This is a genomic window from Rhodovulum iodosum (assembly GCF_041020385.1).
In the GTDB taxonomy this organism is placed as follows: Bacteria; Pseudomonadota; Alphaproteobacteria; order Rhodobacterales; family Rhodobacteraceae; genus Rhodovulum; species Rhodovulum iodosum.
Genome location: NZ_JBEHHI010000003.1, coordinates 408616 through 422420 on the forward strand (window position 1 = coordinate 408616; position 13805 = coordinate 422420).

Sequence of the window (13805 nt, forward strand, 5' to 3'; positions counted from 1 at the left end):
GGCAAGCGGTAATGCCCGTTGCCTGTGCTGCGCCCGATTGGTAATCGTTTTTTACCAAAGCCCCGGAGTCCGCCCATGCCCGTCATCACCGAAATCGAAGACCTGCGCCGCATCTACCACCGGCGCGTGCCCCGGATGTTCTACGATTATTGCGAAACGGGCAGTTGGACCCAGCAAACCTTCCGCGAGAACACCAGCGATTTCGCCGATATCCGCCTGCGCCAGCGGGTCGCCGTCGACATGGAGGGGCGGTCGACCGCGACCACCATGGTGGGCGAGGATGTGGCGATGCCCGTGGCCCTCGCGCCCGTCGGGATGACCGGGATGCAATGCGCCGATGGCGAGATCAAGGCCGCACGCGCGGCCGAGAAATTCGGCGTGCCCTACACCCTGTCGACCATGTCGATCTGTTCCATCGAGGACGTGGCCGAACACACGACGAAACCTTTCTGGTTCCAACTCTATGTGATGCGCGACGAGGAATATGTCGCCAACATCATCCAGCGCGCGAAAGACGCCAAATGCTCGGCGCTGGTGCTCACCCTCGACCTGCAAATACTCGGCCAGCGGCACAGGGATCTGAAAAACGGCCTCTCGGCGCCGCCCAAGCTGACGATCCCCACGATGATGAACCTGGCCACCAAATGGGGCTGGGGGCTGGAGATGCTGGGCACGAAACGCCGCCAGTTCGGCAATATCGTGGGCCACGCCAAGGGCGTGACCGACGCCTCGTCGCTGATGAGCTGGACGCACGAGAATTTCGACCCGCGCCTGAACTGGGACCGGGTGAAGGCGCTGAAAGAGCAATGGGGCGGCAAGCTGATCCTCAAGGGCATCCTCGACGAGGAAGACGCCCGCCGCGCGCTGGATGTGGGCGCCGACGCGATCGTGGTGTCGAACCATGGCGGGCGCCAGCTCGACGGGGCGCTCTCGGCGATCCGGGCGCTGCCCGGGATCGTGCGCGCCGTCGGCGACCAGGTGGAGGTGCATTTCGACAGCGGCATCCGCTCTGGCCAGGACGTGCTCAAGGCGCTCGCGCTGGGGGCCAGGGCCACGTATATCGGCCGGGCCTATATCTACGGGCTGGGCGCGATGGGCGAAGCGGGCGTCACCAGGGCGCTGGAGGTCATCCACAAGGAACTGGACACCACCATGGCGCTGTGCGGCCGCAAGACCATCGAGGGTCTGAGCCGCGACATCCTGCTGGTGCCCGACGATTTCGAGGGCAAATGGACCTGAGCGGGCGTTTTACCCTTTCCAACCGCGCCCATCTCGGCTAAGGGCACGGCCTCATCCGGGCATACACCCTTGGAGGATGCCCTTTCATTTTAGGAGAACAACCAATGGCTGGTGAGATCCCAGATCTTCACGCCACGGTACGGACGGGGACAGGCAAGGGGGCCGCTCGTCAAGCTCGCCGCGAGCATTTCGTACCGGGCATCGTCTATGGCGGCGGCAGCGACCCGCTGCCGATCAACATCAAGTACAACGCGCTGCTGAAACGCCTCAAGGCGGGCCGGTTCCTGGCGACGCTGTTCAACCTCAAGGTCGATGGAGAAGAGGACGTGCGCGTGATCTGCCGCGGCGTTCAGCGCGACGTGGTCAAGGACCTCCCGGTCCATGTCGACCTGATGCGCCTGCGCCGCAACTCGCGGATCAACCTCTACATCCCCGTCGAATTCGTGGGCGAAGAAACGTCGCCGGGCCTCAAGAAAGGCGGCGTGCTGACCGTGGTGCGCCCCGAGGTGGAACTCAAGGTGACCGCCGGCGACATCCCCGAGAAGTTGACCGTCGACGTCTCGGCGATGAATATCGGCGATATCGTGCACATCTCGGACATCGAGCTGCCCAAGGGCACCCGCCCGATGATCACCGACCGCGACTTCGTCATTGCCAACGTCTCGGCCCCGTCGGGCCTGCGCGCGTCCGAGGACGAGGCCGAGGACGAGACCGAAGAAGAGGTGGAGGCCACCGAGGAGTAATCCTTTCGGCCTCAGAAGGTTACGCGCGGGGCCCTTCGGGGCCCCGTTTTCGTTCCACCCGCCGGCCCGCGCTTATTGCGAGGCCATGACGTAGTCGAAATAGGGGGAATACGGGTCGATGCTGCCCAGAAGCCCCGGCAGCGACATGCAAAAGCGGTGCATCTCCCGTGCCGCGTCGCTGGTGGCGCGGGTGGCGACACCTTCGGGCCACCAGGCCGCGCGCAGCGCCGCCTGGCTGTCTGCATCGATGCGCGGGCGCAGGTACTGCGTTTCGAACGCGTCCACCCAGCCGATCTGCCGCCACAGGTTCTGCCGCTCGGGGGGCCATGAGCCGGCCCCTTCGCTCCGGTCGATCAGGTGCCAGTGCTGGTCGATCATGTCGCGCGCCCAGGACACGCACAGGATGCCGGCCTTCAGGCGTGCGGTTTCCACCGCGTCGGAAAGCTCGCCCTCCACCTCTACCCAGTCATCGGCCAGGACGAGCCGGGCGATTTCGGTCGCCAGCTGCGGCGGACGGGCACCGGCCGTGGCCGGGACCGAAAGGTGGGTGGCCAGGACCAGGCCAAAGCCGAGGCGCGCAAGCGCGCGTTTTCTTGCCTGGCGCCCCGGGCGGGAGTTCGGCAAGGGAGAAGTCTGTCGTGTCGGGCACATGGGAGGCCATCCGTTTCGCTTCGCGCGGCCCGCCTCCCTCCGGGCCGGTGTGTCTTGACGCGACGGCGCTCTTCACGGTGCCGTCACCACAATGTGACACGAGGTTAAATGAACAGCACTTCTGACCTAATTGCTGCAGGTGCAAAATCGGATGATTGGAAAAAACCCGTGCACGTTTCGGGCCGTTTGCCCAATTCTTAATCGCTCACCGAACGGGGGCCGGCGGCCCCGGCGCCGCCTTTTTCGCCTGTCAGCGGCCTAGCTCAGTTCCTGCACCGATTGGAAAATCTCCAGCTCGGGCGGTTCGAGATAGAGCTCCGACGACCCCTTGGCCCCCTTGTGCGCGGCCCGGAACGCGTCGGATTTCGTCCAGGCGGAAAACGCCGCCTCGCTCTCCCAGAAGGTATGCGAGGCGTAAAGCCGGTAGCCCTCTTTCGCGGGCCCTTTCAGCAGATGGAAGGACACGAAGCCCGGCACCGCCTTGAGATGGCTGTCGCGGGTCTTCCAGACCGCCTCGAACTCCGCTTCCCTGCCGGCGACCACCTTGAACCGGTTCATCGTCAGATACATGGGCTGTCCCTTCGCTGCTGCCGGCCATGGCTGGCCTTTCGTGCCAATTCAGGGCATCAAGAGACCGAGTGCAACCGGGCGGAGTTCACGAATGCGACTTTTCGTCGGGCTGGGCAATCCCGGCGCCAAATATGCGGCCAACCGGCACAATATCGGCTTCATGGCCGTGGACCGGATCGCCGAGGATCACGGCTTTTCGCCTTGGCGGGACAAGTTCCAGGGCCAGGTGGCCGAGGGGCGGCTGGGCCCCGAGAAAGTGGTGCTTTTAAAGCCCGAAACCTACATGAACCGCTCGGGCGACGCGGTGCAGGCGGCGGTGCAGTTCTTCAAACTGGAACCGGAGGATGTCGTGGTGTTCCACGACGAGCTGGACCTCGCGCCGGGCAAGTGCCGGGTCAAGCAGGGCGGCGGCCATGCCGGCCATAACGGCCTGCGCTCGATCCACGCCCATATCGGGGCCGAGTATGGCCGGGTGCGGCTGGGCATCGGGCATCCGGGCGACAAGGCCAGGGTGTCGGGCTATGTTCTCAGCGATTTCGCCAAGGCCGACCGCGACTGGCTGGACGACCTGATGCGCGGCATTTCCGACGGGGCGGCCGACCTCGCGCGCGGCGATAGCGGGAAATTCCTCAACGCCGTGGCGCTGCGGGTGGCACCCCCGCGCAGCAGCACCACGGCGCCGAAGCCCGAGGCGAAACCCGCCCAGCCCGAGCCCGAGCCGCCGCAAGACACCCGTTCGCCCCTGCAAAAGCTTGCCGACCGGTTCCGCTGAGCCCGCGCTGATCGCGGCGCTACGAGCGCAGGCAACGGCCTGCGCCGGGCTCGGGTCGCCCTTCATGGCGCGGCTTTTGCGGCTCGCGGCGGATCGGTTGGCACCCGGCTTGCCAGTGGCAGAGCGCCTGCTGGGCTGGCAGGGCGATCTGGGGCCCGCGGGCCAGTCGGTGCCGCTCAGGCTGGCCGGGGCGCTGCACGGGCTGGTGCTGTCCGGCTTGGCGCCGGGGCTTGCGGCCGCCTACCCGCCCCATGCCGTCGACGACGACTGGCTCTGGAGGGAAATCGAACATGCCTTTCGCGCCCATGAACCCCGGCTGTTGGAATGGCTCGACAGGCCGCCGCAAACCAACGAGGTCCGCCGCTCTGCAGCGCTGATCGCGGCGGGGCACTGGCTTTCGGCGCGTGTCGGCCTGCCTTTCGTGCTGTCCGAAATCGGCGCCAGCGCCGGGCTGAACCTCAACTGGGATCGCTTTGCCCTGGCCCTGCCCGACGGCAGCCGGCGCGGCCCGCGCGCGGCGCTGCTGACGCTAAACCCCGATTGGCAGGGGCTGCTGCCGCCCGATGCGCAGGTTCGTGTCGTCGGCCGGCGCGGGGTCGATCTCAGCCCGATCGACGCCGACACCCCCGAGGGCGCGCTCAGGCTCTGCGCCTATCTCTGGCCCGACCAGCCCGAGCGTCTGGCGCTGACGCGCGCCGCGCTCGGCGCGCCGGCGGCCCCGGTCGACCGGGGCGATGCCCTGCCCTGGCTGGCCCGACGGTTGGCCCGGCCCCGGCCCGGCGCGCTGCATGTGGTATTCCACACCGTGGCGTGGCAGTATCTGTCCGCCCCGGCCCGGGCGGCGGGGGCGGAGATGCTGGCCGTGGCGGGCGCCCGTGCGACCCCTTCGGCCCCCCTCGCTCATGTGGCGATGGAAACGGACGGCGACGATCCAGGTGCGGGCCTGGCCGTCACGCTCTGGCCCGGGGGCAAGCGGGTCGATCTCGGCCGGGTCGATTTTCACGGCCGCTGGGTCAGGTGGAACCCCGCCCCGGCAGCAGCAGGCGCAACGCGATGAAAGGACAGCCATGACGGTCAAGATGGAGCCACCGGTCAACGTACTGGGCGGCGCGCTCGCGCCTTGCTCGAACGCGCCGCTGACCGGCTTTTTCCGCGACGGCCATTGCAACACCTGCCGCGAAGACCGCGGCAGCCACACCGTCTGCGCCGTGATGACGGCAGAATTTCTGGCCTATTCGAAATACGTGGGCAACGACCTGTCCACCCCGCATCCCGAATTCCGTTTTCCGGGGCTGAGGCCGGGCGACCGCTGGTGTCTCTGCGCCGGGCGTTTTCTGCAGGCCCATGACGAGGGCTGCGCGCCGCAGATCGACCTGGAGGCCACCCATATCCGCGCGACGGAGGTTGTCCCGCTCGACATCCTGCGGCGTTATGCCTGCGTTTCGGACTGAAAGCCGGAGGCCGGCACCAGGTCTTCGGCCAGCAGATCCTCGATAAAGAGGCCCAGCAACTGGGGCCGCCCGCTGACATCGGCCTTGCGGTAGATGGCGTTGGTCTGCGCCTTGACCGTACCCTCCGAGGTGTTGCGCAGGCCGGCAATTTCGGGTGTGGACAGCCCCTTGATGCAAAACAGCGCCACCTCGCGCTCGGCGGGGGTCAGCGCCCACTCGTCGAACCGTTCCTGCATCAACTCGGCAAAGGCCCCCGCGGCGACGCGCAGTTGCGCCTTGGCGCGGGCGGCCTTCTGCATGGTGCGCCGCAAGGCCAGCCCGCCCAGAACCAACCCCAGGATCAGCCCGACGGCCGCCCCGATTTCCAGAAATTCGCGGGTCTGCCAACTGAGCGGCTGGCTGCGCAGCCCCAACACGGTCAGCGCGATATCGGAAACGAAGAACACCGCGCAGACGGCCTGCACGGAGAGAATTGCGAGGATGAAGAAACCGTCCCTCACCAGACCCTGGGCCAGTTGCGGGCCCTGCACGGATCAATCTTCATCTTCGTCGTCCCCTTCGTCGTCGCTGCTGTCATCTTCCTCATCTTCTTCGTCTTCTTCGTCTTCTTCGTCTTCTTCGTCTTCTTCGTCTTCTTCATCGTGGCCGCCGCCACCCGAGCCGCCGCCGCCCGAGCCGCCACCGCCCGAGCCGCCGTCATCCGAGCCGCCGCCGCCCGAGCCACCATCATCCGAGCCGCCGTCATCCGAGCCGCCGCCACCCGAGTCGTCATCGCGGCTACCGGTTGGGTCGCGGTCGTCGGAGTCGCGTCGCTCGAACAGGCGTCCGGGGCGATCGTCGTCGGCGCTGTCAGCCTCTTCCCAGAAATCGCGCAGGATTTCGCCGGTCCGAAGATTGACGATGATCTCGCGGCGTGCCTCCGGGCCGGTCGCCACGATACGGGTGCGGCCCAGCAGCGTGCGCGAGATGCGGATCTCGGTGTAGCCCTGCCCTTTGAGCTGGTCGATGATGCGATCTTTCAGCCCCTGCGCGACGGCCATTGGCGCCCCGGCCGTCAGGCCGAGCGCGATTAGACCTACGATAAAGCGTCTGCGCTTCATGATGCGTCCCGTTTATGCGCCAATATCGCGCCCCCGGCCTTTATGATCGGGCCAGGGGCACTGTGGCAAGTCCCGCCCAAGGGGGTTGAGGACGGGCATCGCCACGTCCGGTGTCAGCTATCGTCGTGATCGTCGTCGTGATCGTCGTCGTGATCGTCGTCGTGGTCGTCGTCGTGGTCGCGGTCATGATCGCGATCATGGTCGCGGTCATGGTCGCGGTCATGGTCGCGGTCCCGGCTGGACGAATCGCGGCCGCTATCGTCGCGCCCCGAGGAATCGTCATCGTAGCTGTCATCGTCATGGTCGCTGTCGTGGGACGAACTGTCATCGTACCCAGACCGGCCATGGTCGCGCCCCGAGGAATCGTGGTCGGACCCATGGTCGTCGTACCCGCGGTCGCGGGACACGCTGTCATCGTCGAATTCGCGGTAGCCCGACCGGTCCCGGGACCGTTCGCGCATGTTGTCCCCGATCATGCGGGAACGGTCCCGCTCCGGGTCGCGCAGACCGTCCGCGATCTCGACCCGATTGCGGACCATGCCGCCATAGCGCCCGGTTTCGTCAGAGAGTACCGCACCGCTTTCGGCGTCGATCACCATCTCGCGCTCGCGCCCGCGCCGCTTGGCATCGACCTCCAGCCGGCTGCCCGCGCGGTCGATCTCGATATCGACATAGCCGTCGGCCCGCAGCTGCTCGATCACCCGGTCGGTCACACGGTCGGCCCAAGGTGCCGTCCCAGCCATGATCGCCAGGCCCGTCACTGCAATGAATTTCGCCCTCATATTCTTACTCCCTTATCAACCGGCGGGAGACATTCCCGTCCGCATAAGGAGAGCTTGGCCGGAGCCGAGGGCGCGCGGCTATCGAGAGAGGGTTTAGGCCCGGAGATTTAAACCACTGACCTACCGATATAAACCTGAGTTTACAGCGTCGCTCACATATCGACGCCGAGATGGCGCGCGACGGTAAAGATATCCTTGTCGCCGCGGCCGCACATGTTCATGCAGATGAGATGGTCGCCGGGCAATTCGGGCGCAATCTTCATCACATGGGCCAGCGCATGGCTCGGTTCGAGCGCGGGGATGATGCCCTCGGTCTCGCAGCAGAACTGAAATGCGGCCAGCGCCTCGTCGTCGGTGATCGAGACATAGTCCGCCCGGCCGATATCGTGCAGCCATGAATGCTCGGGCCCGATGCCGGGATAATCCAGCCCCGCCGAGATCGAGTGGCCCTCGAGGATCTGCCCGTCCTCGTCCTGCAAAAGGTACGTCCGGTTGCCGTGCAGCACGCCCGGTCGTCCGCCGGTAAGCGAGGCACAATGCTCCATCTTCTCGTTCACGCCGCGGCCGCCGGCCTCGACGCCGATGATGGCGACCGACTTATCGTCGAGGAACGGGTAGAACAGGCCCATGGCGTTCGACCCGCCGCCGATGGCGGCGATCAGCGTGTCGGGCAGACGGCCCTCGGCGGCCATCATCTGCTCTTTCGCCTCTTGGCCGATGATCGCCTGGAAATCGCGCACCATCGCGGGGTACGGATGCGGGCCCGCTACCGTGCCGATGCAGTAGAAGGTGTCGCGCACATTTGTAACCCAGTCGCGGAGCGCGTCGTTCATCGCGTCCTTCAGCGTGCCGCGGCCCGATGTCACCGGGATCACCTCGGCGCCAAGCAACTTCATGCGAAAGACGTTGGGTTTTTGCCGCTCGACGTCATGGGCCCCCATGTAGACCACGCATTTCAGCCCGAACTTGGCACAGACCGTTGCGGTGGCCACGCCGTGCTGGCCCGCGCCGGTCTCGGCGATGATCCGGGTTTTGCCCATGCGGCGGGCAAGGATGATCTGGCCCAGCACGTTGTTGATCTTGTGCGCACCGGTATGATTCAGTTCGTCGCGCTTGAGATAGATCCTGGCCCCGCCCAGCCGCTCTGTCATGCGCTCGGCATGGTAAAGCGGAGAGGGCCGGCCGACGTAATGGGTCCAGAGATCGTGCATCTCGTCCCAGAAGCTCTGGTCCGTCTTGGCGTGCTCGTACTGCGCCTCAAGCTCCAGGATCAGCGGCATCAGCGTCTCGCTGACGAAGCGGCCGCCGAACATGCCGAAACGGCCCTTTTCGTCGGGCCCGGTCATGAAGCTGTTGATCAGGTCTTCGGCCATTTCATCCTCCCTTGGCCGCAGCGACGAAGGCCGCGATCCGGTCTGCATCCTTTACCCCTGGGGCGGTTTCGACGCCAGAAGAGACATCGACCTGCCGCGCCCCGGTCAGGCGGATCGCCTCGGCCACGTTTGCCGGCGTCAGCCCCCCGGCCAGCATCCACGGCACCGGCCAGCGCCGCCCGGCGATCAGCCGCCAGTCGAAGGCAAGGCCGTTGCCGCCCGGCAACTCCGCCCCTTTCGGCGGTTTGGCGTCGACGAGCAACTGGTCGGCCACCTTTGCGTGCTCGGCCAGCGCCGGCAGGTCGGCCTCGTCGGCCAGTCCCACCGCCTTCATCACCGGCAGGCCGGTGCGCGCCTTGACCTCGGACACGCGTGCGGGGGTTTCGGCGCCGTGAAGCTGCAGCATGTCGATCGGCACCGCGGCCAGCAGCGCATCCAGCGCCGCATCGTCGGCATTGACGACCAGCGCCACCTTGGCCACCCCCGGCGGCACGCCGAGGGCCAGCGCACGGGCGGCCTCGTGGGTCAGGTGACGCGGCGATTTGGGGAAGAAGGCGAAACCCACATAGGACGCGCCCGCACCCACCGCCGCGTCGCGCGCGGCGGCGTCGGTGATGCCGCAGATCTTTACCCGGATGTCATAGGCCATGGGCGGGGTTTACCCCGCCTTGCCGCCATCCTCAAGCAGCGCAAGGATCTCGTCGCGGCCCTCGTCGCGGTGCTTGTCCTTTTTCAGACGGCCCACCTCACGCTTGAGCTTGTTGACCTCGCGGCGGCGCTTGGATGCCTCGCTGCGGAACTTGGCCTCGCGCAGCCATTCCCACAGAAAGCCCAGCAACAGGCCAGCAGCCACCCCCATCAGCCCAACCATGAACAGCGGCAGCTCCGTGGAGTAATTCACGCCGGCAAAGACCGCCACCTCTTCGGGCAGAAGCGTCAGCGTGACCACCTCGCGGTTTGCGATCGCCATGGTGATGAGGCAGACGGCGAGAACGAGCAGAAACAGGTAGCGGATGTAGCGCATGGATGGGATTCCGTTTATTTGCCGTTCAGACGGTCGCGCAGCAGCTTGCCGGTCTTGAAGAACGGCACGTATTTATCTTCCACATGCACCGATTCCCCAGTGCGCGGATTGCGGCCGATGCGCGCGTCGCGTTTCTTGACCGAAAATGCCCCGAAGCCGCGCAGTTCGACCCGGTCGCCGCGGGCCATTGCCGCGATGACCTCTTCGAAAATCGTGTTCACGATGCGCTCGACATCGCGCTGGTAGAGATGCGGGTTCTCCTCGGCGATCTTCTGAATCAATTCCGATCGGATCATGTCACTTGGTCCCGTTTGAGCACCCCGCGCCGCGCAAGTGGGCGCTTGGCGACTATAGGCGGCTTTGCGGTCCGGAGAAAGAAAAAGCCTTTGAAAACCGCGTCGCGGCGGCATCTATCGCGGCGACGGGACGCATGGACCAAGGCCTTTTCGCCGATGCAACCGGCGAATCGGCCTTCGAGGGGCAATCCCCCGCAGGTTGAACGCGAGATGATTCGTTCCAAAAAGGCGCGGCCCCGCCCGAAGCCGGGCGGGGCCGCTCTGCCGGCGATTCAGCCGGTTTACTTTTCGTCGCCCTTCAGCGCGGCGCCCAGGATGTCGCCCAGCGAGGCGCCCGAGTCCGAGCTGCCATACTGTTGGACGGCCTCTTTCTCCTCGGCGATCTCGCGCGCCTTGATCGACAGGCCCAGACGGCGTGACTTGCTGTCGATATTGGTCACGCGCACATCGACGTGGTCGCCGACCTGGAAACGCTCGGGGCGCTGTTCGGCACGGTCGCGGCTGAGGTCAGAGCGGCGGATGAACGACTTCATGCCCTCGTATTCCACCTCGATCCCGCCTTCCTCGATCGAGGTCACGGTCACGGTGATGACCGAGCCGCGCTTGACGCCGCCCACGGCCTCGGCAAAGGGGTCGCCCTCCAGCGCCTTGACCGACAGCGAGATACGCTCCTTGTCGGTATCCACCTCGGTGACCACGGCCTTGACCATGTCGCCCTTGCGGTAGTTCTGGATCGCCTCTTCGCCGCGCTGGTCCCAGCTCAGGTCGCTGAGGTGGACCATGCCGTCGATGTCGTTGTCGAGACCGATGAACAGACCGAATTCGGTGATGTTCTTGACCTCGCCTTCGACCTCGGTGCCCTCCGGATGGGTCTCGGCAAAGACCTCCCAAGGGTTGCGCATGCACTGCTTGAGGCCCAGCGAAACCCGGCGCTTGGCCTGGTCGATTTCCAGCACCATGACGTCGACTTCCTGGCTGGTCGAGACGATCTTGCCGGGATGGACGTTCTTCTTGGTCCAGGACATTTCGCTGACATGGACCAGACCTTCGACGCCCGGCTCCAGCTCGACGAAAGCACCGTAGTCGGTGATGTTGGTCACGCGGCCCTTGTGCACGGTGGCGATCGGGTATTTCGCGCCCACTGTATCCCACGGATCGTCCTGCAGCTGCTTCATGCCCAGGCTGATGCGGTGGGTTTCCTTGTTGATCTTGATGACCTGCACCTTGACGGTCTCGCCGATCGACAGGATTTCCGAGGGGTGGTTGACCCGGCGCCACGCCATGTCGGTGACGTGCAGCAGGCCGTCGACACCGCCGAGATCGACGAAGGCGCCGTATTCGGTGATGTTCTTGACCACGCCGTCAACCGCGTCACCCTCGGTGAGCTTGGCGATGACCTCGGCGCGCTGTTCGGCGCGGCTTTCCTCGAGGATGGCGCGGCGCGAGACCACGATGTTGCCGCGGCGGCGGTCCATCTTGAGGATCTGGAACGGCTGCTTGAGGCCCATCAGCGGGCCGGCATCGCGCACCGGGCGCACATCGACCTGTGAGCCGGGCAGGAACGCAACGGCGCCGCCCAGATCCACGGTAAAGCCGCCCTTGACCCGGCCGAAGATCGCGCCCTCGACGCGGGCGTCGTCGGCATAGGCTTTTTCCAGGCGGTCCCAGGCTTCCTCGCGGCGGGCCTTGTCGCGGCTGATCACGGCTTCGCCGCGCGCGTTCTCGACACGGTCGAGGAACACCTCGACCTCGTCGCCGATCTCGATTTCGGGGGCCTCGCCGGGGTTGGCGAATTCCTTGAGCTCGACGCGGCCTTCCATCTTGTAGCCGACATCGATGATGGCCTGGCCCGCCTCGATGGCGATCACCTTGCCTTTGACGACGCTGCCCTCGCTGGGCGTGTCGATTTCGAAGCTTTCGTTCAGGAGGGCTTCGAATTCCTCCATGGATGTGTTCTGAGCCATGTGGTCTCGGGTTTCCTTTGACTTACGCTTTTTCCGGCCGGGCGGTTGTCTCCGCCGGTCTTGGGTTGGTCATTTCAGGCCGCTCAGAGAAAAACAAAGAGGGCCGGAGGAAATGTCCGACCCCTGCTCGTCTTGTTATTCGGCTTGCGCACCTTGTCGACGCGCGTGGCTATAGGACGTTTTCACCCTTTTCGCAAGGGGAATGCGCCCCGCCCCCATGCCGGGGACGGGGCCCGGGTCACATCCAGCGCAGCGGTTCGGACCGGCGCGGTGGCATTGGCGGCAGGCCGATATCCTGCCGCAGATGGTTGTTCAGGTCGCCGAGCCTGCAGTGGCCCGGCCTGCCCCTGCCCTCGAAGATGCCGAGTATGGCGGCGGCCAGCACGCGCCAGGCGCCGTGCTGCTCGATGACAAGGGCGATGGGCGTCGGCGGTTCTGTCCGGCCCGCCTGCCGGTCTGCGATTGCGTTCATGGTTCCTTTGCACGGATCGACCCGAAGCCGGGACCCCCGTGCCCTATGGCTGAGATGAATGGAGTCCGGACAGACGGGTGCCGCGGGCAGACGATGTCAGGACGGTTGCTGGTCTGAAAGGGTGGCGTCGGTGGCCTGACGGATCAGGCCGGGCGGGTCATCGCTGGGTGCGGGTTCGCTGCGATACCCAATGGGCGCCACGGGGTCCGAAACGCGAGACAAAGGCGCGATAGGTGATCTGCATGTCACGCCTCCTTTGAGTAATGCGTGTTTCGGATGGCCGCCTTATGCCACGAACCGGCCCGGTCGCCTAGCCTCTCAAGTCCGGGCCGCGCGCAGATGCGGCCCGGAGGCCACACCGGGCCCGGTCAGCAATACCGTTCGACCCCGGTCCAGTAGGCATCGCCATAGCGGTCGCCATGGGTCCAGCCCACCGGCAGCGCCCGCTCGATGGCGTCGAGATCGCCCTGCGAAAGCGTCAGTTCGGCCCCGCGCAGCAGGGCGCGGAAATGGGCGGGCGAGCGCGTGCCCGGGATCGGCAGCACATGATCGCCGCGGGTCAGAAGCCACGCGATGGCCAGCGCCGGCGTGGGCTCGCCCATGTCGCGGGCCAACCGTCTCAGACGGTCAGAGGCGGCGATGTTGGCGCTATAATTCGGCTCCTGGAACCGGGGGTTGTCGCGCAGGAAGCCGATATCCGCGATCGCGTCGAGCCCGAGCGGCGTGTCGGTCAGCAGCGACCGGCCGACGGGGGAAAAGGCCACCAGCGTGGTGCCAAGCGCCGCGCAGGTCTGCACCAGCCCCAGTTCCGGCGCGCGGGTGGAAAGGGAATATTCCGACTGTACCGCCGCGACCGGATGCACCGCGTGGGCGCGGGCCAGCGAGGTCGGCGCGATCTCGGAAAACCCGATGCCGCGCGTCTTGCCCTTGGCCACGAGCGTGGCCAGCCCCTCGGTCACCGCCTCGATGGGCATGTCGACCTGACGTCGGTGGACATAGAAAAGATCGACGCATTCGACCCCCAGCCGTTTCAGGCTCTTGTCCAGTTCCGCCTCGAGATGGGCAAGCGAATTGTCCGGCGCGCGCCGGCCCTGGGCATCGGTGGCGATGCCGGCCTTGGTGGCGATGCTGAAAAAATCGCGCGCCTCGGGGCGGGCATGCAGATAGGCGCCAATCACCGATTCCGACCGGCCCATGCCGTAGACGTTCGAGGTGTCGAGATGGGTCACCCCCGTCTCCATCGCCAGGTCGAGGATGGCGTGGCTCTCGGCCTCGTCGGTTGGGCCGTAGAAATCGGTGAACGACATGGCCCCATAGCCCAGCGCCGAAACCTGCGGGCCGTCCTTGCCCAAGCGGCGTGTCTGCATT

The 13805-nt window shown here is 66.0% G+C and carries 16 protein-coding genes and 1 pseudogene; 5 read left to right on the forward strand and 12 right to left on the reverse strand.

Annotation, left to right across the window (positions count from 1 at the left end; translation table 11 throughout):
• The first annotated feature begins 75 nt into the window (after positions 1-75).
• Entirely contained in the window at positions 76-1239 is a 1164-nt protein-coding gene (locus Ga0609869_RS16015) for an alpha-hydroxy acid oxidase (protein ID WP_125404635.1), read from the forward strand.
• 104 nt (positions 1240-1343) lie between these two features.
• Entirely contained in the window at positions 1344-1982 is a 639-nt protein-coding gene (locus Ga0609869_RS16020) for a 50S ribosomal protein L25/general stress protein Ctc (RefSeq protein ID WP_125404633.1), read from the forward strand.
• 72 nt (positions 1983-2054) lie between these two features.
• Here the strand turns inward: Ga0609869_RS16020 and Ga0609869_RS16025 are convergent, their stop codons facing one another.
• Together Ga0609869_RS16025 and hmuQ are read right to left on the reverse strand one after the other, a co-directional pair.
• Positions 2055-2606: a hypothetical protein gene (locus Ga0609869_RS16025; RefSeq protein ID WP_125404632.1), complete on the reverse strand. Its 552-nt coding sequence runs from the start codon at positions 2604-2606 to the stop codon at positions 2055-2057.
• A 285-nt stretch (positions 2607-2891) separates the two neighbouring features.
• Complete coding sequence (gene hmuQ / locus Ga0609869_RS16030; protein ID WP_125404630.1) at positions 2892-3203, reverse strand: heme-degrading protein HmuQ; 312 nt, start codon at positions 3201-3203, stop codon at positions 2892-2894.
• Between the two features lie 91 nt (positions 3204-3294).
• Here hmuQ and pth point away from each other — a divergent pair, with 91 nt between their 5' ends.
• The 3 genes from pth to Ga0609869_RS16045 are packed head-to-tail and all read left to right on the forward strand — an operon-like array spanning position 3295 to position 5426.
• Positions 3295-3975: an aminoacyl-tRNA hydrolase gene (gene pth / locus Ga0609869_RS16035; RefSeq protein ID WP_125404628.1), complete on the forward strand. Its 681-nt coding sequence runs from the start codon at positions 3295-3297 to the stop codon at positions 3973-3975.
• On the forward strand, positions 3956-5032 hold the full coding sequence (locus tag Ga0609869_RS16040) for a DUF2332 domain-containing protein (RefSeq protein ID WP_342772217.1): 1077 nt from the start codon (positions 3956-3958) through the stop codon (positions 5030-5032). Before pth ends, Ga0609869_RS16040 begins: the two co-directional genes overlap by 20 nt.
• Before the next feature lie 10 nt (positions 5033-5042).
• Positions 5043-5426: a DUF2237 family protein gene (locus Ga0609869_RS16045; protein WP_125404626.1), complete on the forward strand. Its 384-nt coding sequence runs from the start codon at positions 5043-5045 to the stop codon at positions 5424-5426.
• On the opposite strand, the gene Ga0609869_RS16050 is transcribed toward Ga0609869_RS16045, so the two are convergent.
• From Ga0609869_RS16050 to Ga0609869_RS16095, 10 genes and pseudogenes are all read right to left on the reverse strand, one after another.
• Positions 5405-5926 carry a helix-turn-helix transcriptional regulator gene (locus tag Ga0609869_RS16050; RefSeq protein WP_125404625.1) on the reverse strand — a complete coding sequence of 174 codons (522 nt, stop codon included), beginning with the start codon at positions 5924-5926 and terminating at the stop codon, positions 5405-5407. The two genes, Ga0609869_RS16045 and Ga0609869_RS16050, sit on opposite strands and share 22 nt — an antisense overlap.
• A gap of 33 nt (positions 5927-5959) precedes the next feature.
• Positions 5960-6526, reverse strand: coding sequence for a hypothetical protein (locus Ga0609869_RS16055; protein WP_125404623.1), 567 nt, complete (start codon positions 6524-6526; stop codon positions 5960-5962).
• A 113-nt stretch (positions 6527-6639) separates the two neighbouring features.
• Entirely contained in the window at positions 6640-7308 is a 669-nt protein-coding gene (locus tag Ga0609869_RS16060; RefSeq protein ID WP_125404621.1) for a PepSY domain-containing protein, read from the reverse strand.
• Positions 7309-7460: 152 nt separating this feature from the next.
• On the reverse strand, positions 7461-8681 hold the full coding sequence (trpB, locus tag Ga0609869_RS16065; RefSeq protein ID WP_125404619.1) for a tryptophan synthase subunit beta: 1221 nt from the start codon (positions 8679-8681) through the stop codon (positions 7461-7463).
• Position 8682: 1 nt separating this feature from the next.
• Positions 8683-9330 (reverse strand): phosphoribosylanthranilate isomerase, encoded by a 648-nt coding sequence (locus tag Ga0609869_RS16070; protein ID WP_125404617.1) that lies wholly within the window; start codon positions 9328-9330, stop codon positions 8683-8685.
• A gap of 9 nt (positions 9331-9339) precedes the next feature.
• The gene (locus Ga0609869_RS16075; protein ID WP_125404616.1) at positions 9340-9705 is read right to left on the reverse strand and encodes a LapA family protein; all 366 of its coding nucleotides are present in this window, start codon (positions 9703-9705) and stop codon (positions 9340-9342) included.
• 14 nt (positions 9706-9719) lie between these two features.
• Positions 9720-10001, reverse strand: coding sequence for an integration host factor subunit beta (gene ihfB / locus Ga0609869_RS16080; RefSeq protein WP_125404614.1), 282 nt, complete (start codon positions 9999-10001; stop codon positions 9720-9722).
• Between the two features lie 281 nt (positions 10002-10282).
• A pseudogene (rpsA, locus tag Ga0609869_RS16085) lies at positions 10283-11983 on the reverse strand (30S ribosomal protein S1); the annotation flags it as partial.
• A gap of 220 nt (positions 11984-12203) precedes the next feature.
• Positions 12204-12437 carry a hypothetical protein gene (locus Ga0609869_RS16090; protein ID WP_125404611.1) on the reverse strand — a complete coding sequence of 78 codons (234 nt, stop codon included), beginning with the start codon at positions 12435-12437 and terminating at the stop codon, positions 12204-12206.
• Between the two features lie 368 nt (positions 12438-12805).
• Positions 12806-13804 (reverse strand): aldo/keto reductase, encoded by a 999-nt coding sequence (locus Ga0609869_RS16095; protein ID WP_125404610.1) that lies wholly within the window; start codon positions 13802-13804, stop codon positions 12806-12808.
• Position 13805 lies beyond the last annotated feature (1 nt).

What these genes read in the sequence shown, in the direction of transcription:
- Ga0609869_RS16090 (WP_125404611.1), bottom strand. Translation starts at nt 12,437, where the DNA reads ATGAACGCAATCGCAGACCGGCAGGCGGGCCGGACAGAACCGCCGACG.
- Ga0609869_RS16015 (WP_125404635.1), top strand. Translation starts at nt 76, where the DNA reads ATGCCCGTCATCACCGAAATCGAAGACCTGCGCCGCATCTACCACCGG.
- Ga0609869_RS16095 (WP_125404610.1), bottom strand. Translation starts at nt 13,804, where the DNA reads ATGCAGACACGCCGCTTGGGCAAGGACGGCCCGCAGGTTTCGGCGCTG.
- pth (WP_125404628.1), top strand. Translation starts at nt 3,295, where the DNA reads ATGCGACTTTTCGTCGGGCTGGGCAATCCCGGCGCCAAATATGCGGCC.
- hmuQ (WP_125404630.1), bottom strand. Translation starts at nt 3,203, where the DNA reads ATGTATCTGACGATGAACCGGTTCAAGGTGGTCGCCGGCAGGGAAGCG.
- Ga0609869_RS16060 (WP_125404621.1), bottom strand. Translation starts at nt 7,308, where the DNA reads ATGAGGGCGAAATTCATTGCAGTGACGGGCCTGGCGATCATGGCTGGG.
- Ga0609869_RS16070 (WP_125404617.1), bottom strand. Translation starts at nt 9,330, where the DNA reads ATGGCCTATGACATCCGGGTAAAGATCTGCGGCATCACCGACGCCGCC.
- Ga0609869_RS16045 (WP_125404626.1), top strand. Translation starts at nt 5,043, where the DNA reads ATGACGGTCAAGATGGAGCCACCGGTCAACGTACTGGGCGGCGCGCTC.
- Ga0609869_RS16055 (WP_125404623.1), bottom strand. Translation starts at nt 6,526, where the DNA reads ATGAAGCGCAGACGCTTTATCGTAGGTCTAATCGCGCTCGGCCTGACG.
- trpB (WP_125404619.1), bottom strand. Translation starts at nt 8,681, where the DNA reads ATGGCCGAAGACCTGATCAACAGCTTCATGACCGGGCCCGACGAAAAG.
- Ga0609869_RS16075 (WP_125404616.1), bottom strand. Translation starts at nt 9,705, where the DNA reads ATGCGCTACATCCGCTACCTGTTTCTGCTCGTTCTCGCCGTCTGCCTC.
- Ga0609869_RS16020 (WP_125404633.1), top strand. Translation starts at nt 1,344, where the DNA reads ATGGCTGGTGAGATCCCAGATCTTCACGCCACGGTACGGACGGGGACA.
- ihfB (WP_125404614.1), bottom strand. Translation starts at nt 10,001, where the DNA reads ATGATCCGATCGGAATTGATTCAGAAGATCGCCGAGGAGAACCCGCAT.